The organism is Streptomyces sp. NPDC044106 (genome assembly GCF_056433985.1).
Genome location: NZ_JBWKFZ010000006.1, coordinates 139,526 through 162,481, shown reverse-complemented (window position 1 = coordinate 162,481; position 22,956 = coordinate 139,526). Strand labels below are relative to the sequence as shown.

At 71.7% G+C, this 22,956-nt stretch carries 16 protein-coding genes; 9 read left to right on the top strand and 7 right to left on the bottom strand.

Annotated features, from left to right (window positions below):
• From AC07DI_RS12390 to AC07DI_RS12370, 5 genes are all read right to left on the bottom strand, one after another.
• Entirely contained in the window at window positions 1-1,047 is a 1,047-nt protein-coding gene (locus tag AC07DI_RS12390) for an ABC transporter substrate-binding protein (RefSeq protein ID WP_478904154.1), read from the bottom strand.
• A gap of 156 nt (window positions 1,048-1,203) precedes the next feature.
• A complete protein-coding gene (locus AC07DI_RS12385; RefSeq protein ID WP_384254014.1) occupies window positions 1,204-2,358 on the bottom strand; it encodes an acyl-CoA dehydrogenase family protein in 1,155 nt (384 codons plus the stop codon).
• A gap of 21 nt (window positions 2,359-2,379) precedes the next feature.
• A complete protein-coding gene (locus tag AC07DI_RS12380; protein ID WP_478904152.1) occupies window positions 2,380-3,402 on the bottom strand; it encodes a hydroxymethylglutaryl-CoA lyase in 1,023 nt (340 codons plus the stop codon).
• Window positions 3,399-5,336 (bottom strand): acetyl/propionyl/methylcrotonyl-CoA carboxylase subunit alpha, encoded by a 1,938-nt coding sequence (locus tag AC07DI_RS12375; protein ID WP_478904150.1) that lies wholly within the window; start codon window positions 5,334-5,336, stop codon window positions 3,399-3,401. The genes AC07DI_RS12380 and AC07DI_RS12375 overlap by 4 nt, the downstream gene beginning before the upstream one ends.
• Window positions 5,337-5,349: 13 nt before the next feature.
• Window positions 5,350-6,966, bottom strand: coding sequence for a carboxyl transferase domain-containing protein (locus AC07DI_RS12370; RefSeq protein WP_384254021.1), 1,617 nt, complete (start codon window positions 6,964-6,966; stop codon window positions 5,350-5,352).
• A gap of 131 nt (window positions 6,967-7,097) precedes the next feature.
• Between AC07DI_RS12370 and AC07DI_RS12365 the strand changes: the two genes are divergently transcribed.
• From AC07DI_RS12365 to AC07DI_RS12350, 4 genes are all read left to right on the top strand, one after another.
• On the top strand, window positions 7,098-7,688 hold the full coding sequence (locus AC07DI_RS12365) for an SACE_7040 family transcriptional regulator (protein WP_478904148.1): 591 nt from the start codon (window positions 7,098-7,100) through the stop codon (window positions 7,686-7,688).
• Between the two features lie 95 nt (window positions 7,689-7,783).
• Complete coding sequence (locus AC07DI_RS12360; protein WP_384254027.1) at window positions 7,784-8,941, top strand: acyl-CoA dehydrogenase family protein; 1,158 nt, start codon at window positions 7,784-7,786, stop codon at window positions 8,939-8,941.
• Between the two features lie 21 nt (window positions 8,942-8,962).
• A complete protein-coding gene (locus tag AC07DI_RS12355) occupies window positions 8,963-9,832 on the top strand; it encodes an acyl-CoA thioesterase (protein ID WP_478904147.1) in 870 nt (289 codons plus the stop codon).
• A gap of 20 nt (window positions 9,833-9,852) precedes the next feature.
• Window positions 9,853-10,827 (top strand): cation diffusion facilitator family transporter, encoded by a 975-nt coding sequence (locus tag AC07DI_RS12350; protein ID WP_478904145.1) that lies wholly within the window; start codon window positions 9,853-9,855, stop codon window positions 10,825-10,827.
• Here AC07DI_RS12350 and AC07DI_RS12345 read toward each other — a convergent pair.
• Together AC07DI_RS12345 and AC07DI_RS12340 are read right to left on the bottom strand one after the other, a co-directional pair.
• Complete coding sequence (locus tag AC07DI_RS12345; RefSeq protein ID WP_384254034.1) at window positions 10,788-11,576, bottom strand: phosphatase; 789 nt, start codon at window positions 11,574-11,576, stop codon at window positions 10,788-10,790. The genes AC07DI_RS12350 and AC07DI_RS12345 overlap by 40 nt on opposite strands.
• Before the next feature lie 375 nt (window positions 11,577-11,951).
• Entirely contained in the window at window positions 11,952-13,442 is a 1,491-nt protein-coding gene (locus AC07DI_RS12340) for a PucR family transcriptional regulator (RefSeq protein WP_478904143.1), read from the bottom strand.
• A 184-nt stretch (window positions 13,443-13,626) separates the two neighbouring features.
• On the opposite strand from AC07DI_RS12340, the gene AC07DI_RS12335 reads away from it, so the two are divergent.
• From AC07DI_RS12335 to AC07DI_RS12315, 5 genes are all read left to right on the top strand, one after another.
• On the top strand, window positions 13,627-15,105 hold the full coding sequence (locus AC07DI_RS12335; RefSeq protein ID WP_478904141.1) for a sodium:solute symporter family protein: 1,479 nt from the start codon (window positions 13,627-13,629) through the stop codon (window positions 15,103-15,105).
• 62 nt (window positions 15,106-15,167) lie between these two features.
• A complete protein-coding gene (speB, locus tag AC07DI_RS12330) occupies window positions 15,168-16,160 on the top strand; it encodes an agmatinase (RefSeq protein WP_384254041.1) in 993 nt (330 codons plus the stop codon).
• 105 nt (window positions 16,161-16,265) lie between these two features.
• Window positions 16,266-17,954, top strand: coding sequence for a thiamine pyrophosphate-binding protein (locus AC07DI_RS12325; RefSeq protein WP_478904139.1), 1,689 nt, complete (start codon window positions 16,266-16,268; stop codon window positions 17,952-17,954).
• A gap of 114 nt (window positions 17,955-18,068) precedes the next feature.
• Window positions 18,069-19,010, top strand: coding sequence for a serine hydrolase (locus AC07DI_RS12320; RefSeq protein WP_384254065.1), 942 nt, complete (start codon window positions 18,069-18,071; stop codon window positions 19,008-19,010).
• A gap of 143 nt (window positions 19,011-19,153) precedes the next feature.
• The gene (locus tag AC07DI_RS12315; protein ID WP_478904137.1) at window positions 19,154-22,906 is read left to right on the top strand and encodes an ABC transporter ATP-binding protein; all 3,753 of its coding nucleotides are present in this window, start codon (window positions 19,154-19,156) and stop codon (window positions 22,904-22,906) included.
• The last annotated feature ends 50 nt before the right edge of the window (window positions 22,907-22,956 follow it).

The following is a 22,956-nucleotide window of genomic DNA, read 5'->3' as shown; positions in this document are numbered from 1 at the left end:
CTACTTGAGCTTCTTCGCCCGCTCGATCGCGGTGGCCAGGTCCTCCAGGATCGGCGCGCACTTGTCGTACGAGAAGATGGGCTCGGCGACGCGCGGGATGACCTGCCCGGCCTTGACCGCGGGCAGCTTCCGCCAGGTCGGCTTGGACTTGTCCAGGTCGGCGGGCTGCAGCGCGGAGGTGCGGTTGTCCATCATGATGACGTCCGCGTCGTACTTGTCGACGTTCTCCCAGCTGAGGTTCTCGAACCAGCCGCCGGACTCGTTCTTGGCCTTTTCCGGCGGCTCGACGAGGTTCACGCCGAGCGCCTTGAAGTACTCCAGGTCGACGGAGAGGTTCGAGCCGGAGACGTAGAACAGGTCCTGGCTCGCGGAGCCGACGAGGACCTTGATGTCCTTGTGCGCCTTGGCGACCTTGCGCAGCCGCTCCGAGGCGTCCTCGAAGCGCTTCTTCGCCTTGACGACCTTGTCGGACTTCACGTCCGCGCCGAGCGACTCGGCGAGCGCCTGGATGCGCTGCAACGGGTGCGTGAGCTGGCGGTCGTAGACGCTGATGCCGACGCTCGGAGCAAGCTTAAGGATCTTGTCCTTGCTCTCCTCGGGCACGTACCAGAGGGTGCCCTGGTCGTCGAACATCGTGGAGATCAGCAGGTCCGGGGCGAGGCCCGCGTACTTCTCGATGTTGAACTGGCCCCACTGGTTGCCGATGACCGTCAGCTTGCTGACGTCCATGTCACCGGCCTGGACGTCGGCCTTGCCGTCCTTGGTCTTCGTCGGGCCGAAGACGCCCTTGACCTCGATGCCGTAGTCGAACAGGGCGGCGGCGACGCCGGTGAACGCCACGATGTTCTTCGGCGTCGCGTCGCGCTTCACGGTCGTGCCACGGTCGTCCTTGAAGCTCCAGGGCCCGGTCTTGCCGCCGCCCCCGGTCTTGCCGGACCCGTCCTTCTTCTCGGTGCTGCAGGCCGCCAGGGCGGCGGTGAGGCCGAGGGCGCCACCGGCGGCGAGGACGCCGCGACGGGAGAGCTGGGGGAAGCGGGCCTGGGGCATGAGGGTCTCTGCTTTCGTGACGTACGGCAGCGGGGCCGCTGGCCGGAACTAGAGCTTAGGCTAACCTAAGCTAACTTCCGGCTCGGCGACCCCTCGTGTCACGCCCGGCCGAGGACTCCGGCCCCGCCCTGAGGACTCCGGCCCCGTCCTGAGGCCTCAGCCCGCGAACCCCAGCTCCCGGGCGATCAGCATGCGCTGCACCTCACTGGTGCCCTCGCCGATCTCCAGGATCTTGGAATCCCGCCACATGCGCGCCACCGGATACTCGTTCATGAAGCCGTACCCGCCGTGGATCTGGGTGGCCTCGCGGGCGTTGTCCACCGCGACCGTCGACGAGTAGAGCTTGGCGATGGCCGCCTCCTTCTTGAACGGCTCGCCCGCGACCAGGCGCGAGGCCGCGTCGTGCCAGCCGACGCGGGCCATGTGCGCCCGGGTCTCCATGTCAGCGATCTTGAACTGGATGGCCTGGTTGGCGCCGATCGGCCTGCCGAAGGCGTGCCGCTCCTTGGCGTACTTCACGGACTCGTCCACGCAGCCCTGGGCGAGCCCGGTGGCGAGCGCGGAGATCGCGACGCGGCCCTCGTCGAGGATGTGCAGGAACTGGGCGTACCCGCGGCCCTCCTGGCCCAGCAGGTTCGCGGCGGGGACCCGGACGTCGGAGAAGGACAGCTCGCGGGTGTCCGAGGCGTTCCACCCCACCTTCGAGTACGGCGCCGCCACCGTGAAGCCGGGCGTCCCGGACGGCACGATGATCGAGGAGATCAGCGGGCGGCCGTCCTCCTTGCGGCCGGTGACGGCGGTGACCGTGACCAGGCCCGTGATGTCCGTGCCGGAGTTGGTGATGAAGCACTTGGAGCCGTTGATCACCCAGTCGTCGCCGTCGCGCACCGCCGTCGTGCGTGTGCCGCCCGCGTCCGAGCCGCACTCCGGCTCGGTCAGACCGAACGCGCCGAGGATCTCGCCCGCGCACAGCCTCGGCAGCCACTCGCGCTTCTGCTCCTCCGTACCGAACAGATGGATCGGCATGGCGCCGAGGGAGACGCCCGCCTCCAGGGTGATCGCCACGGAGGAGTCGACGCGGGCGAGCTCTTCGAGGGCGATGCCGAGCGCGAAGTAGTCACCGCCCATCCCGCCGTACTCCTCGGGGAAGGGCAGGCCGAACAGGCCCATGCGGCCCATCTCGCGCACGATCTCGTACGGGAACTCGTGGCGCTCGTAGAAGTCGCCGATCTTGGGGGCGACGACGTCGTGGGCGAACGCCTCGACCGTACGGCGCAGTTCCTCGTGCTCGGGGCTCAGACGGTGGTCCATCGTTGTTCACTGCTCCTGGGTTCAGGCGTCGCCCGGCGCGGTCTGCTCTTCGTGGGAGCGGGCCGTGAGGGCACGGACGGTGCGGGACGGGCTGGGTCGGCCCAACTGCTCGGCCATCCAGGCGCTCGTGGCGCTGAGACGGACGAGATCGACCCCGGTCTCGATGCCGAGGCCGTGCAGCATCCAGACGAGGTCCTCGGTGGCGAGATTGCCGGTGGCGCTCTTCGCGTACGGGCAGCCGCCGAGGCCGCCCGCCGACGCGTCCACCGTGCTCACGCCGTGCTGGAGCGCGGCGAGGGTGTTGGTGAGCGCCTGGCCGTACGTGTCGTGGAAGTGGACGCCGATGCGCTCGGTCGGCACCTGTACCGCGTTGAGCGCGGCGAGCATCGCGGAGACGTGGCCCGGCGTGGCCACGCCGATGGTGTCGCCGAGGCTCAGCTCGTCGCAGCCCATGTCGATCAGGGCGCGGCAGACGCGGACGACCTTGGAGATGGGCACGGCGCCCTCCCAGGGGTCGCCGAAGCACATCGAGAGATAGCCGCGGACATGGGCCCCCTGCTCGCGCGCGCGAGCGACCACCGGCGCGAACATGGCGAGCGCCTCGTCCACCGTGCGGTTGAGGTTGGCCCTGGCGAACGAGTCGGTGGCGCTGGCGAAGACGGCGACGCACCCGGCGCCGAGCGCGAGGGCGCGGTCCAGGCCGCGTTCGTTCGGCACCAGGACCGGCAGGCGCACCTCCGGGAGGTCGCCGAGGAGCGGGAACAGCTGCTCGGCGTCGGCCAGTTGGGGCACCCACTTGGGGTGCACGAAGCTGGTCGCCTCGACGGTCGTCAGGCCCGCGTCGGCGAGGCGGTGGATGAACTCCGCCTTGATCCCGGTCGGAACGACCGTCTTCTCGTTCTGCAGGCCGTCGCGGGCGCCCACCTCGTGGATGCGGACCCGGGACGGCAGGCCCCGGGTCGGCACGACCATGGGGAGCGGGGCCTCGGCCAGCTCCAGGGGGGTGTCCCCGGGGTCCTGCGCGGCCGTCGGATCGGTGGTCATTCCTGCTCCTCCTCGGGGGTGACGACGGCGAGGATCTGGTCCATGGCGACGGTCGTGCCCGGGGTGACGTCGAGTTCGGTGACGGTGCCCGCGTGCGGGGCGGAGATGACGTGCTCCATCTTCATCGCCTCGACGACCAGGAGGCTCTGGCCCGCGGCGACCTGGTCACCGGGGGAGACCTTGACGACGGTGACGGTGCCGGGCATGGGGGCGGTGAGGGCGTCGGCACCCGCGTGTGCGGCGCCGGTGAGGGAGGCGGCCACCGGGTCGTGGTCCTGGATGTGCCAGGCGTCACCGTCCCGGCCGAGCCAGTCGCCGGCGCGGCGGAAGGTGTGCAGGGTGCCGTCCAGGGTGACCGAGACGCGGTCGGGCGTGACGGTGTGGCCGGGGTCGCGGAGCCGGTGCGCGACGGGTTCGAGTCCCGGTGCGCGCAGCCAGTGCGTCACGGGTGCCGGAGCGCCGCCGAGCCGCCAGCCGCTGGGGACGGAGAAGGGGTCGGTCCATCCCTCGCCGGCCGGGGCGAGGGCGGCCTCGCGGACGGCGGCCGCCGCCTCGTACACCTCGTCGGGGACGCCGTCGGGGACGAGGCCGTCGGCTTCGCGCTCCACGAGGCCGGTGTCCAGATCGCCCGCGACCACGGCCGGGTGGGCGAGGAGCCTGCGCAGGAAGCCCGCGTTGGTCGGCACGCCCAGGGTGACCGTGTCGGCGAGGGCGGCGCGCAGCTTGCGCAGGGCCGTGGCGCGGTCGGGGCCGTACGCGATGACCTTGGACAGCATCGGGTCGTAGAGGCTGCCGACCTCGGTGCCCTCGCTGAGGCCGGAGTCGGTGCGCACGCCCGCGCCCTGCGGCTCGTGCAGGGACAGGATGGTGCCGCCGGAGGGCAGGAAGCCGCGCGCGGGGTCTTCCGCGCAGACGCGGGCCTCCACCGCGTGCCCGGTGAGCGTGATGTCGTCCTGGGAGAAGGGCAGGCGCTCGCCCGCCGCCACCCGCAGCTGCCACTCCACCAGGTCGAGCCCGGTGATGAGCTCGGTGACCGGGTGCTCCACCTGGAGACGGGTGTTCATCTCCATGAAGTAGTACGAGGAGGGGTCGGAGCCGGGGACGATGAACTCCACCGTGCCCGCGCCCGCGTACCCGCAGGAGCGGGCCGCCTGGACGGCCGCCTCGCCCATCGCCGCGCGGGTGGCCTCGTCGAGGAGGACGGAGGGCGCCTCTTCGATGATCTTCTGGTGGCGGCGCTGGAGGGAGCATTCGCGCTCGCCGAGGTGGATCACGTTCCCGTGGCCGTCGGCCAGGACCTGGATCTCGATGTGGCGGGGGCGGTCGACCCACCGCTCCACGAGCAGCGTGTCGTCGCCGAAGGAGGCGCGGGCCTCGCGGCGGGCGGCCGCGATCTCCTCGGTGATGAGCGCCTCGTCCCTGACCAGGCGCATGCCCTTGCCGCCGCCGCCCGCGCTCGGCTTGAGCAGCACCGGGGTGCCGATCTGCCGGGCCGCGTCGGCCAGTTGGGCATCGGTCAGGCCGCTGCCCGAGGAGCCGGGGACGACCGGCACACCGGCCGCCTTCACGGTCTCCTTGGCGCGGATCTTGTCGCCCATGAGGGAGATGGCGCTCGCGGGCGGCCCGATGAAGACGAGACCGGCGTCCGCGCACGCCTGGGCGAAGCCGGCGTTCTCCGCGAGGAAGCCGTAGCCCGGGTGGACGGCCTGGGCGCCGGACTTCGCGGCCGCCTCCAGGAGGCGCTCCACGGACAGATAGCTCTCGGTGGCCGGCGGCGGGCCGATCCGCACCGCCGTGTCGGCCTCGCGCACATGGCGGGCGTCGGCGTCCGCGTCGCTGAACACGGCGACCGAGCGGACGCCGAGCTGCCGCAGCGTACGGATGACGCGGACCGCGATCTCGCCGCGGTTGGCGACCAGAACTGTTTCAAACATCGTCATTCGTTCCTCACATCCGGAAGACGCCGAAGCCGGGCTCGCCCAGGGGAGCGCCCGCGCACGCGGTCAGGGCCAGACCCAGCACCTGCCGGGTCTCCATGGGGTCGATGACGCCGTCGTCCCAGAGGCGGGCCGTCGCGTAGTAGGCGTTGCCCTGCTCGTCGTACTGCGCGCGGATCGGGTCCTTGAAGGCGTCCTCGTCCTCGGCGGACCACTCCTCGCCGCGGGCCTCGATCTGGTCGCGCTTGACCGTGGCGAGGACGGAGGCGGCCTGTTCGCCGCCCATCACGGAGATCTTGGCGTTCGGCCACATCCACAGGAAGCGGGGGCTGTAGGCCCGGCCGCACATCGAGTAGTTGCCCGCGCCGTACGAACCGCCGACGACGACCGTCAGCTTCGGCACGCGGGTGCAGGCCACGGCCGTCACCATCTTGGCGCCGTGCTTGGCGATGCCACCCGCCTCGTAGTCCCGGCCGACCATGAAGCCGGAGATGTTCTGCAGGAAGACGAGGGGGATGCCGCGCTGGTCGCACAGCTCGATGAAGTGGGCGCCCTTCTGGGCGGATTCGGAGAAGAGGATGCCGTTGTTCGCGACGATGCCGACCGGGTGGCCGTGGATGTGGGCGAAGCCGGTCACCAGGGTCTGGCCGTACTCCGCCTTGAACTCGGCGAAGCGGGAGCCGTCCACCACGCGCGCGATGACCTCGCGGACGTCGTAGGGGGTGCGGGAGTCCGTCGGCACCGCGCCGTACAGCCCCAGGGGGTCCACCTTGGGCTCCTCCACCGGCCGCACCGGCCACGGCAGCTCCGCGCGCGGGGGCAGGGTGGAGACGATGGTGCGCACGATGCGCAGTGCGTGCGCGTCGTCCTCGGCGAGATGGTCGGTGACTCCGGAGGTCCGCGAGTGGACCTCGCCGCCGCCCAGTTCCTCGGCGGTGACGACCTCGCCGGTCGCGGCCTTCACCAGCGGCGGGCCGCCCAGGAAGATCGTCCCCTGATTGCGGACGATCACCGCCTCGTCGCTCATCGCGGGCACATACGCCCCGCCGGCCGTGCAGGAGCCGAGGACGGCGGCGATCTGCGGGATGCCGGCGCCGGACATCCGGGCCTGGTTGTAGAAGATCCGCCCGAAGTGCTCGCGGTCGGGGAAGACGTCGTCCTGCATCGGCAGGAAGGCGCCGCCCGAGTCGACCAGGTAGAGACACGGCAGCCGGTTCTCCAGGGCCACCTCCTGCGCGCGCAGGTGCTTCTTCACCGTCATGGGGTAGTACGTGCCGCCCTTGACGGTCGCGTCATTGGCGACGATCACGCACTCGCGCCCGGAGACGCGGCCGATCCCCGCGATGACACCGGCCGCCGGGGCGCCCCCGCCGTACAGCCCGTCCGCCGCGAGCGGGGCCAGCTCGAGGAAGGGGGAGCCGGGGTCGAGGAGTGTGTCCACGCGCTCGCGCGGCAGCAGCTTGCCGCGCGCCACATGGCGGGCCCGCGCCCGCTCGCCGCCGCCGAGGGCGGCCGCCGCGAGCTTGGCCCGCAACTCCTCGACGAGGGCGGTGTGCGCCGCCTCGTTCGCCCGCCATGCCTCGGACGCGGGGTCAGCCGCGCTCGCCAGCACTGGTGCCTGCCGCATCAGTCGAGCCCCCTTGCTCGGTCCGTTCGGTCTCCCCGGGCCCGGCGGATCGTCGCCCGGAGCGGTTAATGACCGTTAACGCGTTTCCTTCAGGTTAACGACCGCTAACCGGCCTGTCTAGAATCAATTCCATGGCCACCAGAACCGACGCGCCCACCCGGCGCGAGCAGATCCTCAAGGAGGCCGCCCGGCTCTTCGCCGAGCGGGGCTTCCACGGCGTGGGAGTCGACGAGATAGGGGCCGCCGTCGGCATCAGCGGGCCCGGTCTCTACCGGCACTTCGCGGGCAAGGACGCGATGCTCGCCGAGCTGCTCGTCGGCATCAGCGGCCAGCTCCTGACGGGCGGCAAGCGCTGCGCGGCCGAGGTGGGGGGCACGCCCGAGCGGGTCCTCGACGCGCTGATCCAGGGGCACATCGACTTCGCGCTCGACGACCGCTCCCTGATCACCCTGCACGACCGTGAGCTCGACCGCCTGCGGGACAGCGACCGCAAGCTGGTCCGCCAGCTCCAGCGGCAGTACGTGGAGATCTGGGTCGACGTCGTGCGCAAGGTCTATCCGGACCTCGCCGAGAACGCGGCGCGCGTGGCCGTGCACGCGGTCTTCGGGCTGCTGAACTCCACGCCGCACCTGAGCCGCCGCGACGCGCTGCCGAGCCGGTCGGCCATGGCGGACCTTCTGCACCGCCTGGCACGGGGGGCCTTCGCGGCCGCCGCCGAGTGACACGCGTCTCTGGACGCTCTGGTGACCGCCGGGTAACCTGCCTCTGAGCAAGCGCTTAGTCGATGCAGGCGAGATGCAGGCAGAAGGAGTTCTCCGTGCGCCGTACCGTTTTCAATGAGGACCACGAGGCGTTCCGGGAGACCCTGCGCGCCTTCATCGAGGCCGAGGTCGTCCCGGTCCACGACGAGTGGTTCGCCGCCGGTCAGGTGCCGCGCGAGTTCTACTACAAGCTCGCCGAGCTCGGCCTCTTCGGCATCAACGTCCCCGAGGAGTTCGGCGGCGCGGGCATGGACACGCACAAGTTCGAGGCCATCCAGTACGAGGAGACGGCCCGCGCGGGCGTCAGCTTCGGCGGCTCCGGCGTGCACGTGCTGCTCGCCCTGCCGTACATCAAGGCGCTCGCCACCGACGAGCAGAAGAAGCGCTACCTGGAGAAGTTCGTCTCCGCCGAGGAGATGTGGGCCCTCGCGATGACCGAGCCGGGCACCGGCTCCGACCTCGCGGGCATGAAGACCACCGCCAAGCTCTCCGAGGACGGCACCCACTACGTCCTCAACGGCTCCAAGACCTTCATCACCGGCGGTGTGCACGCCGACCGCGTGATCGTCTGCGCCCGCACCTCCGCGCCCACCGCGGAGGACCGTCGCTTCGGCATCTCGCTCTTCGCCGTCGACACCAAGTCCGAGGGCTACTCCATCGGCCGCAAGCTCGACAAGCTGGGCCTGAGGACCTCCGACACCGCCGAGCTCGCCTTCGTCGACGTCAAGGTCCCCGTCGAGGACCTCCTCGGCGAGGAGAACAAGGGCTTCTACTACCTCGGCAGCAACCTCCCCTCCGAGCGCTGGGGCATCGCCTACGGCGCGTACGCGCAGGCCAAGGCCGCCGTCCGGTTCGCCAAGGAGTACGTCAAGGACCGCACGGTCTTCGGCAAGACGGTCGCCTCCTTCCAGAACACCAAGTTCGAGCTGGCCGCCTGCCAGGCCGAGGTGGACGCCGCAGAGGCCGTCGCCGACCGCGCACTTGAGGCGCTGGACGCCGGCGAGCTGACCGCCGCCGAGGCCGCGTCCGCGAAGCTGTTCACCACCGAGGTCGCGCACCGCGTCATCGACAAGTGCCTCCAGCTGCACGGCGGCTACGGCTTCATGAACGAGTACCCCATCGCCCGCCTGTACGCGGACAACCGCGTCAACCGCATCTACGGCGGCACCAGCGAGGTCATGAAGATGATCATCGCCAAGAACATGGGCCTGTAGAACGCCTGTAGAAATACCTTCATGAACCAGGCACTTGAAGCCCTCCTCGATCTGCTCGACCTGGAGCAGATCGAGGAGGACATCTTCCGGGGCGTGAGCCGCTCGGCGCTCGTGCCCCGCGTCTTCGGCGGCCAGGTCGCCGCGCAGGCCCTCGTCGCCGCGGGCCGCACCGTCCCCGACGACAGGCCTGCCCACTCCCTGCACGCCTACTTCCTGAGGCCGGGGGACCCCGGCGCGCCCATCGTGTATACGGTCGACCGCATCCGTGACGGCCGCTCCTTCACCACGCGCCGGGTCGTCGCCGTCCAGCACGGGCAGCCGATCTTCCACCTCTCCGCGTCCTTCCAGACGTACGAGGAAGGGCTGGAGCACCAGGCCGCGATGCCGCCCGCGCTCGACCCCGAGACGCTGCCCACCGCCGCCGAGATGCTGCCCAGGCACCTGCCGCGCGAGGTCGCCGACCGGCTCCTGGAGACCCGCGCCGCGGTCGACCTGCGCTACGCCGACGCGCCGCCCTGGGGCACCGTAGGGCAGCCCCGCGAACCGCGCTCCCAGGTCTGGTTCCGCGCCAACGGCAAACTCGCCGACTACGAGGCCGACCCCCTGCTGCACGTCTGCCTCGCCACCTACGTCTCCGACATGACGCTGCTCGACTCCGTGCTGCTCGCGCACGGCCGCGGCGGCTGGGCGGTCGGTGACGTCGTCGGCGCCTCGCTCGACCACGCCATGTGGTTCCACCGGCCCTTCCGCGCGGACGAATGGCTGCTGTACGACCAGGAGTCGCCCACGTCGTCCGGCGGGCGCGGTCTCGGCCAGGCGCGGATCTGGACGCAGGACGGGCGACTCGCGGTCACCGTCATCCAGGAGGGCGTCGTTCGCGTTCCCCGCTGATCAGACATACCGTCCGATACATGTCGGAGAACACGGGACACCAGGAGAACGCCGAGAGCACCTTCACCGTCGTCGTCGCCGCCGTCGCCAACCTCGGGATCGCACTGGCCAAGGCCGTCGCGGGCGTCATCAGCGGATCCAGCGCCATGCTCTCCGAAGCGGCGCACTCCGTGGCCGACACCGTCACCGAGCTGATGCTGCTCGTCTCCTTGAAGGCGAGCGACAAGCCGGCCGACGAGGAGCACCCGCTCGGCTACGGCGGCGCCCGCTACATCTGGGCGCTGCTCGCCTCCGTCGCCACCTTCGTCGGCGGCGGCGTCTTCGCCGTCTACGACGGCATCCACACCCTCACCCACGGCGAGGACCCCGGCGACCCGCTCGTCTCGTACATCGTCCTCGCCGTCGCCTTCCTTCTGGAGGGCTACTCGCTGCGCACCGGCCTCAAGCAGGCGCGCGGCGAGGCCGACCGCTTCGGCGTGCACATCAAGCGCTACCTCCGCCAGACCCCCGACACCGCGGTCAAGGCCGTCGTGATGGAGGACTCGGCAGCCCTCGTGGGTCTCGTGCTCGCCGCGGCCGGGCTGCTCGGCGGGCAGCTCACCGGATCCGGCGCGTGGGACGGCATCGCCTCGCTCTGCATCGGCGTGCTCCTCGTGTACGTGGCCTGGGTCCTCGGCCACGCCAACTCCGAGCTGCTCATCGGGCGTCCGCTGCCGCCGGAGATGCGCGCCGCGATCCGCGCCGAGCTCCTCGCCGACCCGCACGTCGTGGACGTACTGGAGCTGACCACGCTCCTCCAGGGCCCCAAGGAGGCGCTGGTCGCCGCGAAGGTCGACTTCCGGGACGTGTCGTCGGCCGGGGACATCGAGCGGGCCTGCGACCGGATGGCCCGCCGCATCCAGGAGCGCTTCCCCGCGATCAGGCGGGTCTACCTGGACCCCACGCCGGGTCCGGCTCAGGAGCCGGGCACAAGGCCCGCGGCGTCGAGCAGGTAGGCCGTCAGCGGGTCGTAGTGGCGCGGGCTCGTGACGTGGTCGTCGAGCGGCACGGTCACCTGCACGGTGCCCTCGGCCTCGCCGATGAACAGCGCCGGGTCGTTGCAGTCCGCGTACCCCACGGAGTCCAGGCCGCGCTGGCCCGCGCGCCCCGCCCAGCCGTGGTCGGCGACGACGAGGCCGGGCAGCGGGCGGCCCTCGCGCTCCAGGCCGTCCAGGATCGCGTTCATCGGCTCGGGCGAGTGCGTGTGCCACAGCGTCGCGCCTCGCTCGAGCACCGCGACGTCGGCGAACTGGAAGACCATTCCCTCGTCGGCCGTCAGGCCCTCGGGGATCACCACGATCTCGCAGCCGGCCGCGCGCAGGGCCGCGGCGGTCGCGCGGTGCACGTCGAGCAGGCCGCCGGGGTGGCCGGTCGCGAACAGCACGCTCTCCTTGGCGGCGGCCGCCTTGCGCAGGCGGGCCGCCATCCGCTCCAGGGCGTCGACCGTCAGCTCCGGGTCGATGGTGTCCTGGCCGTGCCGGAACTGCGGGTCGTCGATGACGCCGCAGCGCTCGGCCATCACCGCGAGGACGTCCTGCTCGTCGGTCCAGCGGTCGCCGAGCTCCAGACCGAGCCAGTAGTGGCGGTCTCCGTTCGCGAGCTTCCTGTAGTGGCTGAGGTTGTTCTCGCGGGGGGTGGCGACGTCGCCCGCGATGCGGGTGCGGATGAGATGGGCGACCAGGTCGGCACGGGTGGGTATGGGCATGGCCCCCATTGTGCCGGTGCTCGGGCCGCGGGGCCTCGGGGATTTCCTGGTCGGCGTTGGCTGTTGTGTCGAGCGGCGACGGGGTGGGGCGGTTTGTCTTTTTCGGGTGCGGGATCGTGGGGGCTTGTCGCGCGGTTCCCCGCGCCCCTGAAAGCTCCCCCCGGCGCCTGAATGCCCCGGCACCGGGGACCCGATGTCCACCGGGGCGCTCTCAGAGCCTGTGTCATATCCCCGGCCGGGTGGTCGCCGCCTGGCACGCACGCTCGCCGCGTTGCCGGAAAGCCCTCGTAGCTCTGCTACGAGGACTTTCCGGCGCCTTGCGATCGCACGCACCAGACGACGCCCACTGATCCGACCGGGGATATGACACAGGCTCTAACCGGGCCTGCTCAACGCGAACCACAGTTCCATGCGGACGTCCGGGTCGTTCAGGTCCGTGGTCAGGAGGGACTCGCAGCGGGCGATGCGCTGGCGGACCGTGTTGCGGTGGACGGAGAGGGCCAGGGCCGTGCGGTCCCAACTGCCGTGCAGGGAGAGCCAGGTGCGCAGGGTTGTCGTCAGGGCCTCGTTGCCAGTGAGCGGGGCGAGCAGCACGCGCGCATGGGCGTCGGCCTCCTCGGGGGCGACCAGGGCGGCGATGCCGGTCTCGTGGTGGCGTACGAGGGGGACGCGGGTGGCCTCCGCGCGGCGCAGGGCGCGGGCCGCCTGCGCGTCGGCGGCAGGCAGCTCCCCGGGCGGTGCGGCGGCGGAGACGCCCAGGGTCCAGCCGTCGGCGGGCGTGATCTCGCGGTCGGCGGGGACGAGGAGGCGTACCGCGTCCCCGGGCTCGCGCGGGTCCACCAGGGCGCTGCCCAGCGCCGTGGCGAGCGCCGGCGCGGCCAGCGGACCGTGCTCCCCGCGCGCGTGCACCACGGTCCAGAGGCCGCTCCCCAGGAGAGGACCGATTTCGTCGACCGGCGTCCCTAGGAGCAGCCGTACGAGGGCCGCCGAGCGGGCCGCCTCGGAGGCGCCCTGGTGTTCGCCGGTGAGGAGCGAGAGCAGGACGACCGCGGCTCCGGCGATGGTGTGGTCGCCCGGTTCGCGGCGGTCCGTGGCGAGCCCGAGCGCGAAGCCGCGGCCGCCGCCCAGGGCGTAGGCGGCGAGGTGCGTGGCCCCCGCGGTGTCGGCGGCGGACGCGGGGGAGGCGGGGGTGGTGCGGCGGACGATCCCGGTCAGCTCCCGCAGCGCGTCCCGTACGCCGTCGGCCAGGGGCTGCCCCGCTGCCTGCAACTCCGCCCCGTCCGGCCCGTACAGCACTGCGGCGCCGCCCAGCCGGGCCGCAAGCTGGCGCAGGACGGCGGGGACGGGGTCGGGGCGCGCCGCCGCCGTGGCGAGGCCCTGCTGCGCCTGTGTGACCCGGCGCAGCTCCGCGTGCCTGGCCTCGGCCATCAACCGCCACACGGCGCGGGCGACGCCGCTGAAGGTGGTGCGGGGCGGGACCTCGACGAGCGGCAGGCCGTACCGGTCGCAGGCCTCGGCCAGGGCGCGCGGCACCGTGTCGTGCACGGGTGCCACACCGAAGCCGAGGGCCGCGCCGCCCGCCGCGACGATGCGGGCCACGTAGTCGTCCAGGTGGCCGTCCGGGGCCGCCGGGTCCGTGATGTGCACGCCCGCGGTGAGCAGCAGCTCGCCGCCGAGCAGATACGGGTACGGGTCCCGCATCTCCGAGGTGTGCACCCACTGCACGGCCGTACCGGCGGCCCGCGCGTCGGGTCCGGCGATCTGGCGCAGGCCCAGGTCGTCGCGGGCGAGCAGCGCGGCGAGCGGGACGGGCGGGGTCGGGGGGACCGCCGGTGGGGTGGCGGGTCCGGCGGCAGGGTCGGTCATGGTGGACGATTCCTCCATATCCGTCGCGGAGAGTAGAGGAAACGTACACTTCAGCGTCGCATTCCGGCCACCTAAGGTCGTGCCGACCACAGGCAGCGGGTACGGGCGGATGTCCCCGCGGCCGGTCGCCACCCCCACTCCATCTGCACGACACGCCACCGAGGTGCGCGAAGGAGGCCCCCTTATGGCCGTCGACTACACAGTGATCGTCGTCTATCTCGCCGGGATGCTGGCCATGGGCTGGTGGGGCATGCGCCGCGCCAAGTCCAAGGCCGAGTTCCTGGTCGCCGGGCGGCGCCTCGGGCCGTGGATGTACTCGGGGACCATGGCCGCGATCGTCCTCGGCGGCGCCTCCACCATCGGCGGCGTCGGCCTCGGCTACCAGTACGGCCTCTCCGGCGCCTGGATGGTCGTCACCATCGGCCTCGGCATCCTGGCGCTCAGCGTGTTCTTCTCGGCCCGCATCGCGCGCCTGAGGGTGTACACCGTCTCGGAGATGCTCGACCTGCGCTACGGCGGGCGCGCGGGCGTCATCTCCGGGGTCGTCATGTGGGCGTACACGCTGATGCTCGCGGTCACCTCGACCATCGCGTACGCCACGATCTTCGACGTCATCTTCGACATGAACCGCACCCTGGCGATCGTCCTCGGCGGTTCGATCGTCGTCGCGTACTCGACGCTCGGCGGCATGTGGTCCATCACGCTCACCGACATGGTGCAGTTCGTGGTGAAGACGGTCGGCGTGCTGCTCCTGCTGCTGCCCATCGCGGTCGTCAAGGCCGGCGGCTTCGGTGAGATGAAGGCCGAGCTGCCCACCGCGTACTTCGACCCGCTGGGCATCGGCGGCGAGACGATCTTCACGTACGTGCTGATCTATACGTTCGGCATGCTCATCGGGCAGGACATCTGGCAGCGCGTCTTCACGGCGCGCAGCGACAAGGTCGCCCGTTACGGCGGAACCGTCGCCGGTACCTACTGTCTGCTGTACGCGGTCGCGGGCGCTGTCATCGGCACCTCGGCCAAGGTCATGTACCCGCACCTGCCGAGCGCCGACGCGGCCTTCGCGACCATCGTCAAGGACGAGCTGCCGGTGGGCGTCCGGGGGCTGGTCCTGGCCGCCGCGCTCGCCGCGGTGATGTCGACGTCCTCCGGAGCGCTCATCGCCTGCGCGACCGTCGCCAACAACGACATCTGGTCGCGGCTGCGGGGCACGGTCACCAAGGGCGGCGACGAGCCGCACGACGAGGTCAGGGGCAACCGCGTCTTCATCCTCGTCATGGGTGTCGGCGTGATCGTCATCTCCATCGCGCTCAACGACGTCGTCGAGGCCCTGACCGTCGCGTACAACCTGCTGGTCGGCGGACTGCTCGTGCCGATCCTCGGCGGCCTGCTCTGGCGCCGCGGCACCGCGGCCGGCGCGCTCGCCGCCGTCGCCACCGGCGGTCTCTCCGTCATCGGGCTCATGTGGGGGTACGGGATCCTCGCCAACGAGCCCGTCTACTACGGCCTGCTGACCTCCCTCGCCGTCTACGTCGTGGTCTCCCTCGCCACGAAGCCCACCGACGCGGCCGTGCTCGCCGCCTGGCGCGAGCGGCTCGCCGGGCGGGGAGCGGAGCCCGAGGCCCCTCCGGTCCCCGTACCTCAGTCCCCCCTCCCTCAGTAGAGTTCAGAAAGCGCCCACAAAGCGCATCGAAGCGTGCAGAGACGCACAAAGGAAGGCACCCCATGAGCAGCAACGAGACGCCCCGCGGCCCCGTCGACTCCTCCCGCATCCCGCGGTACGCGGGCCCGGCGACGTACGCCCGGCTGCCCCGCCTCGACGAGGTCGGCGGCAGGACGGATGTCGCGGTGGTCGGCGTGCCCTTCGACACCGGTGTCTCGTACCGCCCCGGCGCCCGCTTCGGCGGCAACGCGATCCGTGAGGCCTCGCGCCTCCTGCGCCCCTACAACCCGGCGCAGGACGCCTCGCCCTTCGCGCTCGCGCAGGTCGCCGACGCGGGCGACATCGCCGCCAACCCGTTCAACATCAACGAGGCCGTGGAGACCATCGAGGCCGCCGCCGACGACCTCCTCGGCTCCGGCGCCCGCATGATGACCCTCGGCGGCGACCACACCATCGCGCTCCCGCTGCTCCGCTCGGTCGCCAAGAAGCACGGCCCGGTCGCCCTGCTCCACTTCGACGCCCACCTGGACACCTGGGACACCTACTTCGGCGCCGAGTACACCCACGGCACGCCGTTCCGCCGCGCCGTCGAAGAGGGCATCCTCGACACCGAGGCGCTCTCCCACGTCGGCACGCGCGGCCCGCTCTACGGCAAGCAGGACCTCACCGACGACGAGAAGATGGGCTTCGGCATCGTCACCTCGGCGGACATCTACCGCCGTGGCGCCGACGAGGTCGCCGACCAGCTGCGCCAGCGCATCGGCGACCGCCCGCTGTACATCTCCATCGACATCGACTGCCTCGACCCGGCGCACGCCCCGGGCACGGGCACGCCGGAGGCCGGTGGCATGACGTCGCGTGAGCTCCTTGAGATCCTGCGCGGCCTCGCCTCCTGCAACCTCGTCTCCGCCGACGTCGTCGAGGTCGCCCCCGCGTACGACCACGCCGAGATCACGGCCGTCGCCGCCTCCCACACTGCGTACGAACTGACGACGATCATGAGCAGGCAGATCGCCGCGGGACGCGCCCGGGACGCGGAGCAGAACGCGAAGTGAGCGCGGCCACAACACCGTTGAACGCCTAGGTACGCCGGGCCTGTACGGCCCGGCGGCCGGAGAGCCCGCCGGGCCGGAGCCCGGGCGAGAAGGAGAAGACGACGCATGACCCACGACCACGACGTGGTGCTGCGCCCCACGCCGCGCCAGACCGAGGCCGCCCTGAACCCGCCCCCCGGGCGCAACGGCGGCGACCTCGTCGTCGAGACCCTCGCCGGTCTCGGCGCGACCACCGTCTTCGGGCTCCCCGGCCAGCACGCGCTCGGCATGTTCGACGCGCTGCGCCGCTCCTCGCTCTCGTACGTGGGGTTCCGCGTCGAGAACAACACGGGCTTCGCGGCGGACGCGTACGGCCGCGTCACCGGCGAGGTCGCCCCGCTGCTGCTCTCCACCGGGCCCGGCGCGCTGACCTCGCTCGCCGCGCTCCAGGAGGCGGCGGCGGGTTCGTCGCCGGTCCTCGCCATCGGCAGCCAGGTCCCGGTGGCCGGGCTCGGTGGCGGCCGCCACGGCTATCTGCACGAACTGCGCGACCAGCAGGCCTCGTTCCGTGACGTCGTCAAGTCCGTGCACACCGTCCGCACGGCCTCGCAGATCCCCTCCGCCATCGCCGCGGCCTGGGAGTCGGCGCTCACCGCGCCGCACGGCCCGGTCTGGGTGGAGATCCCGCAGGACGTGCTGCTCGCGGAGACGACCCTGCCCGCCGTGACGGCGATGGACGCGACGCCCGAGGACGTCGTCCCGCGCCCCGAGCTGACCGCGGTCGCCGCCGACCTGCTCTCCCGCGCCGAGCGCCCGGCGATCATCGCGGGCGGCGGCGTCGTAAGGGCGGACGCCTCCGGCAAGCTCCGCGCGCTCGCCGAACTCGTGAACGCCCCCGTCGTCACCACCTTCGGCGGCAAGGGCGCCTTCCCCTGGGAGCACCCGCTCTCACTCCAGTCGTGGCTGGAGGACCGGCACACCACGGACTTCCTGGAGGACGCGGACGTCCTGCTCGTGGTCGGCTCGGGCCTCGGCGAACTGTCCTCGAACTACCACACGTTCAAGCCGCGCGGCCGGGTGATCCAGATCGAGGCCGACGCCGGGAAGCTGGAGTCCAACCACCCCGGGCTCGGCATCCACGCGGACGCGCGGATCGCCCTGTCCGCACTCCTGGAGACCATCGAGGCGCCCCGCGAGGACCCGTCGGCGCCCGAGCGGGTCGCCCAGGTGCTCGACAAGGTCCGCGAGCGCATCGACGCGCAGGACCTCACCCTGGAGCGGCAGGTGCTCGCTGCCGTCCGCGAGGCCCTGCCGGACACGTCGCCGTCCTTCTGGGACATGACGATCCTGGCGTACTGGGCGTGGTCGGCGTTCGACGCGCGGCGCCCCAACACCATGCACTCGGCGCAGGGCGCGGGCGGTCTCGGCTACGGCTTCCCCGCGGCGCTCGGCGCGGCGGTCGCGGACCCCTCCCACCCGATCCTCGCCGTCTCGGGCGACGGCGGCGCGATGTACTCGATCGCGGAGCTGGCGACGGCCAGGCAGTACGACCTGCCCGTGACCTGGCTGATCGTCGACGACGGCGGCTACGGCATCCTGCGCGAGTACATGTCCGACGCCTTCGGCGAGGCGACGGCGACGGAGCTGGCGCGGCCGGACTTCGTGAAGCTGGCGGAGTCCTTCGGGGTGCCGGGGGTGCGGTCCTCTCCGGAGACGCTCCGGGACGACCTGGCGAAGGCGCTGTCCGAGCCGGGGCCGAGCGTGGTGGTGCTTCCGGCGGTGCTCCGGATGTTCGCGCCGACGCATCTGGACTGAGAGACAGCCGTACATATTTTCGGCATTCGTGCAACCTTTCACCACCCCTGGTGAGTCATGTGGGGCGAGTGCGCTGGGGGCGCACTCGTTTCGCACAAGGGGATGGGAAGCTCCATGACTCACCGGACATCCGGTATATCCAGCCGTGCCCGCGTACTCTCGGCGGGTCTCGCCGCCGGAGTGCTCGTGCCGCTCGCCGCGGCCGCCACGCCTGCCACCGCCGCCACGCCCACCGCGGCGCCGCAGGTCAGCTGTACCTCAGCGCAGGCCGGCCTGGCCGCCAAGCTGAAGAAGGACATCACGGCCGCCCTGAAGAACCGCAAGGGCACGATCGCCGTCGGTCTGCGCGACCGCACCACCGACACCACCTGCACCCTGAACGCGGGCACCTCGTTCGACTCGGCGAGCGTCGTCAAGGTCACCGTCCTCGCCACGCTCCTGTGGGACGCGAAGAAGACCGAGCGCAGGCTGACGACCCGCGAGTCCGACCTCGCGTACGCCATGATCACCAAGTCCGACAACGCGGCGACCAGCGCGCTCTGGCGCCAGCTCGGCACGGGCAAGGTCAAGGGCTTCCTCAAGGCCGCCAAGATGACGAAGACGGTGCCCGGCACCGGCGGCTACTGGGGCCTGACCCGGATCAACGCGGCCGACGAGCAGAAGCTCCTCGCCCTGGTCACCGCCAAGAACGCCGTCCTGAGCGACAACTCGCGCGCGTACATCCTCAAGCTGATGGGCAAGGTGACCTCCTCGCAGCGCTGGGGCACCCCCGCGGGCGCGCCCTCCGGCGTCGCCATCCACGTCAAGAACGGCTGGCTGCAGCGGTCGACCCACGGCTGGCGGGTGCACAGCATCGGCGCGTTCAAGGGCGGCGGCCACGACTACACGATCTCCGTGCTCACGCACGGCAACAGCACCATGAACTACGGCGTCGCGACCATCCAGGGCGTGGCCAAGGCCATCCACAAGGACCTCACGCCCCGCGCGTCCGCGGTGAACAGGTACGTGCCGACGGACACGCCGCGGGAGGCCTTCGTGGCCGTGCCCGCGGCCTGAGCCCCTCGGGCAGCCGCGGCTCCGCCGTGGCTCGTCGCGCAGCTCCCGCGTCCCTCATGGGGCGCGGGTTTGTTGCGGCGGGATGAAAATCGCATCGCGCCGTGTTGGGCCTCTCGGCAGGTCAGGTCGACGGGAGGCAGCACGTGGCGGAGCAACGGGGTGGAGCCGAGCGGGAGAAATCCGGCTGGGCAAGGCGACTCACCGGATACGCGTGGCGCTATCCGAAGGACGTCGTGCTCGCGCTGGGCTCCTCGCTCGCCGGCATGGCCGTCATGGCCCTCGTGCCGCTGATCACCAAGGTGATCATCGACGACGTCATCGGGCAGGACGGCCGGGGCGGGGACCGCTCCATGGGCCCCTGGGCCGGCGCGCTGATCGGCGCCGCCGTCCTCGTCTACGTCTTCACCTACATCCGCCGCTACTACGGCGGCCGGCTCGCCCTCGACGTCCAGCACGACCTGCGGACCGAGATGTACGGAACGATCACGAAGCTCGACGGGCGGCGCCAGGACGAGCTGTCCACCGGGCAGGTCGTCGGGCGCGCCACCAGCGACCTGCAGCTGATCCAGGGCCTGCTCTTCATGCTGCCGATGACCATCGGCAACATCCTGCTCTTCGTGATCTCCCTGGTGATCATGGCGTGGCTCTCCCTGCCGCTCACCTTCGTCGCCCTCGCCGTCGCCCCCGCCCTCTGGTTCATCGCCCGCCGCTCCCGCTCCCGCCTGCACCCCGCCACCTGGTACGCGCAGGCCCAGGCCGCCGCCGTCGCCGGAGTGGTCGACGGCGCCGTCAGCGGCGTACGCGTGGTGAAGGGCTTCGGCCAGGAGGACCAGGAGACCGGCAAGCTCAGGGAGGTCGGGCGCAAGCTGTTCGCCGGACGGCTCCGCACCATCCGCCTCAACTCCCGCTACACGCCCGCCCTCCAGGCCGTCCCCATGCTCGGCCAGGTCGCCATGCTGGCCCTCGGCGGCTGGCTCGCGGTCAAGGGCGAGATCACGCTCGGCACGTTCGTCGCCTTCTCCACCTACCTCGCCCAGCTCGTCGGTCCGGTGCGGATGCTCGCCATGGTCCTCACCGTCGGACAGCAGGCCCGCGCAGGCGTCGAGCGCGTACTCGAACTCATCGACACCGAGCCGAGCATGAGCGACGGCACCAAGGAGCTGCCCGCCGACGCCCCCGCGACGGTCGAGTTCGACGAGGTGGGCTTCGGGTACGAGGACGGCCGCCCCGTCCTTGACGGACTCACCTTCCGGATAGCCCCCGGCGAGACCCTCGCCGTCGTCGGCTCCTCCGGCAGCGGCAAGTCCACCGTCTCGCTGCTCCTGCCGCGCTTCTACGACGTCACGCACGGCGCCGTCCTCATCGGCGGCCGCGATGTGCGCGAGCTGACCCTCGACTCCCTGCGCGCCGCCATCGGGCTCGTCCCCGAGGACTCCTTCCTCTTCTCCGACACCGTGGGCGCCAACATCGCCTACGGCCATCCGGACGCGACCCGCGAGGAGATCGAGACCGCCGCGCGCGCCGCCCAGGCCCACGGCTTCATATCCGACCTCCCCGAGGGGTACGACACCAAGGTCGGCGAGCAGGGCCTCACCCTCTCCGGCGGCCAGCGCCAGCGCATCGCGCTCGCCCGCGCCATCCTCACCGACCCCCGCCTCCTCGTCCTCGACGACGCCACATCGGCGGTCGACGCGCGCGTGGAGCACGAGATCCACGAGGCGCTGCGGAGCGTCATGGCGGGGCGTACGACGCTCCTCATCGCCCACCGCCGCTCCACCCTCGGTCTCGCCGACCGCATCGCCGTCCTCGACGACGGACGCCTCGCCGACCTCGGCACCCACGCCGAGCTGGAGGAGCGCTCGCCCCTCTACCGGCGGCTGCTCACCGACCCCGATGAGCTCGGCGGCGTCTCGCCGGGCCACGCACTCCCCGCCGACCTGCCCGAGGACACCTCCGTACGCGACGAACTCGACGCCGAGTTCGACGCCGAGCGCGGCATCACGCCCGCCCTGTGGACCGGCGACAGGGAGCCCAAGGACACCGCCCTCTCCGGGATGCCGTCCACGCCCGAACTCCTCGCGCAGGTCGAAGCGCTGCCCCCGGCCGACGACACCCCCGGCATCGACGAGGCGCGGGCCGTCACCCCCGAGGAGTCCTACGGGCTGCGCAGGCTGCTCGCCGGGTTCGGTCTTCCGCTGCTCTTCAGCCTGCTGCTCGTCGCCGTCGACGCGGGCATGGGGCTGCTGCTCCCCGTCCTCATCCGGCACGGCATCGACGAGGGCGTCAGCCAGCTGGCGCTCGGCGCCGTCTGGGCGGCCTCCGGGCTCGCCCTCGCCGCCGTCGTCGTGCAGTGGGCGGCGCAGACCGGCGAGACGCGCATGACCGGACGTACCGGGGAACGGGTCCTCTACTCGCTCCGGCTCAAGATCTTCGCGCAGCTCCAGCGGCTCGGGCTCGACTACTACGAGCGGGAGCTGACCGGGCGCATCATGACCCGGATGACGACCGACGTGGACGCGCTGTCCACCTTCCTGCAGACCGGACTCGTCACCGCGTTCGTCTCCGTCGTCACCTTCTTCGGCATCATGGCCGCCCTGCTCGTCATCGACGTACAGCTCGCGCTCGTCGTCTTCGCGACACTGCCGCTGCTGGTCGTTGGCACGTACTTCTTCCGCAAGTCCAGCGTGAAGGCGTACGAGCTGGCGCGCGAGCGCGTGTCCGTGGTCAACGGCGACCTCCAGGAGTCCGTCGCGGGGCTGCGCATCGTGCAGGCCTTCCGGCGCGAGCGCACGGGCGCCGAGCGGTTCGCCCGCAACAGCGACAGCTACCGCCAGGCCCGCATCCGCGGCCAGTGGCTGATCTCCGTGTACTTCCCGTTCGTGCAGTTCCTGTCGTCCGTCGCCGTCGTCGCCGTGCTGATCGTGGGCGCGGGCCGGGTCGAGGCGGGCACGCTGACCACCGGCGCGCTCGTCGCGTACCTGCTCTACATCGACCTCTTCTTCGCCCCCGTGCAACAGCTCTCCCAGGTCTTCGACGGCTACCAGCAAGCCACCGTCTCGCTCGGCCGCATCCAGGAGCTGCTCCAGGAGCCGACGTCGACCAAGACCGCCGACGAGCCGAAGGAGGTGGCCTCGCTGCGCGGCGACATCGCCTTCGAGGGCGTGGACTTCGCGTACGCGGCCACCGGCGAGGGCGCGCCCGAGGAGGCGCTCAGCGGTGTGACCCTGCGGATACCCGCGGGACAGACCGTCGCCTTCGTCGGCGAGACCGGCGCGGGCAAGTCGACGCTCGTGAAGCTCGTCGCCCGCTTCTACGACCCCACGGGCGGTCGCGTCACCGTCGACGGCACCGACCTGCGCTCCCTCGACCTCACCGCGTACCGCCACCGCCTCGGTGTGGTGCCGCAGGAGGCGTACCTCTTCGCGGGCACGGTCCGCGACGCCATCGCCTACGGGCGTCCCGACGCCACCGACGCCCAGGTCGAGGCCGCCGCCCGCGCGGTCGGCGCGCACGACATGATCGCCACGCTGGACGGCGGCTACCTCCACGAGGTCACCGAGCGGGGCCGCAACCTCTCCGCAGGACAGCGCCAGCTGATCGCGCTGGCCCGCGCCGAACTCGTCGACCCCGACATCCTGCTCCTCGACGAGGCGACGGCCGCGCTCGACCTCGCCACGGAGGCGCAGGTCAACCAGGCCACCGACCGCATCGCGGGCAAGCGCACCACCCTGGTCGTCGCCCACCGCCTGACCACGGCGGCCCGCGCCGACCGCGTCGTCGTGATGGACGGCGGCCGGGTCGCGGAGGACGGCACGCACGAGGAGCTCCTCGCGCTGGACGGTCGGTACGCGCGACTGTGGCGGACGTTCGTGGGGGAGCCGGTGGAAGCGGTCTGAGGGCAGCCCCTAAGGACCCTGGGCGGGGCGGACGGAAAAGGCGGGGGATC

Bases quoted from the DNA above. Each gene is read 5' to 3' on its own strand.
- AC07DI_RS12345 (WP_384254034.1), bottom strand. From the start codon at position 11,576: ATGCCCATACCCACCCGTGCCGACCTGGTCGCCCATCTCATCCGCACC.
- AC07DI_RS12320 (WP_384254065.1), top strand. From the start codon at position 18,069: ATGACTCACCGGACATCCGGTATATCCAGCCGTGCCCGCGTACTCTCG.
- AC07DI_RS12375 (WP_478904150.1), bottom strand. From the start codon at position 5,336: ATGTTTGAAACAGTTCTGGTCGCCAACCGCGGCGAGATCGCGGTCCGC.
- AC07DI_RS12355 (WP_478904147.1), top strand. From the start codon at position 8,963: ATGAACCAGGCACTTGAAGCCCTCCTCGATCTGCTCGACCTGGAGCAG.
- AC07DI_RS12370 (WP_384254021.1), bottom strand. From the start codon at position 6,966: ATGCGGCAGGCACCAGTGCTGGCGAGCGCGGCTGACCCCGCGTCCGAG.
- AC07DI_RS12390 (WP_478904154.1), bottom strand. From the start codon at position 1,047: ATGCCCCAGGCCCGCTTCCCCCAGCTCTCCCGTCGCGGCGTCCTCGCC.
- speB (WP_384254041.1), top strand. From the start codon at position 15,168: ATGAGCAGCAACGAGACGCCCCGCGGCCCCGTCGACTCCTCCCGCATC.
- AC07DI_RS12340 (WP_478904143.1), bottom strand. From the start codon at position 13,442: ATGACCGACCCTGCCGCCGGACCCGCCACCCCACCGGCGGTCCCCCCG.
- AC07DI_RS12385 (WP_384254014.1), bottom strand. From the start codon at position 2,358: ATGGACCACCGTCTGAGCCCCGAGCACGAGGAACTGCGCCGTACGGTC.
- AC07DI_RS12325 (WP_478904139.1), top strand. From the start codon at position 16,266: ATGACCCACGACCACGACGTGGTGCTGCGCCCCACGCCGCGCCAGACC.
- AC07DI_RS12380 (WP_478904152.1), bottom strand. From the start codon at position 3,402: ATGACCACCGATCCGACGGCCGCGCAGGACCCCGGGGACACCCCCCTG.
- AC07DI_RS12365 (WP_478904148.1), top strand. From the start codon at position 7,098: ATGGCCACCAGAACCGACGCGCCCACCCGGCGCGAGCAGATCCTCAAG.
- AC07DI_RS12350 (WP_478904145.1), top strand. From the start codon at position 9,853: ATGTCGGAGAACACGGGACACCAGGAGAACGCCGAGAGCACCTTCACC.
- AC07DI_RS12335 (WP_478904141.1), top strand. From the start codon at position 13,627: ATGGCCGTCGACTACACAGTGATCGTCGTCTATCTCGCCGGGATGCTG.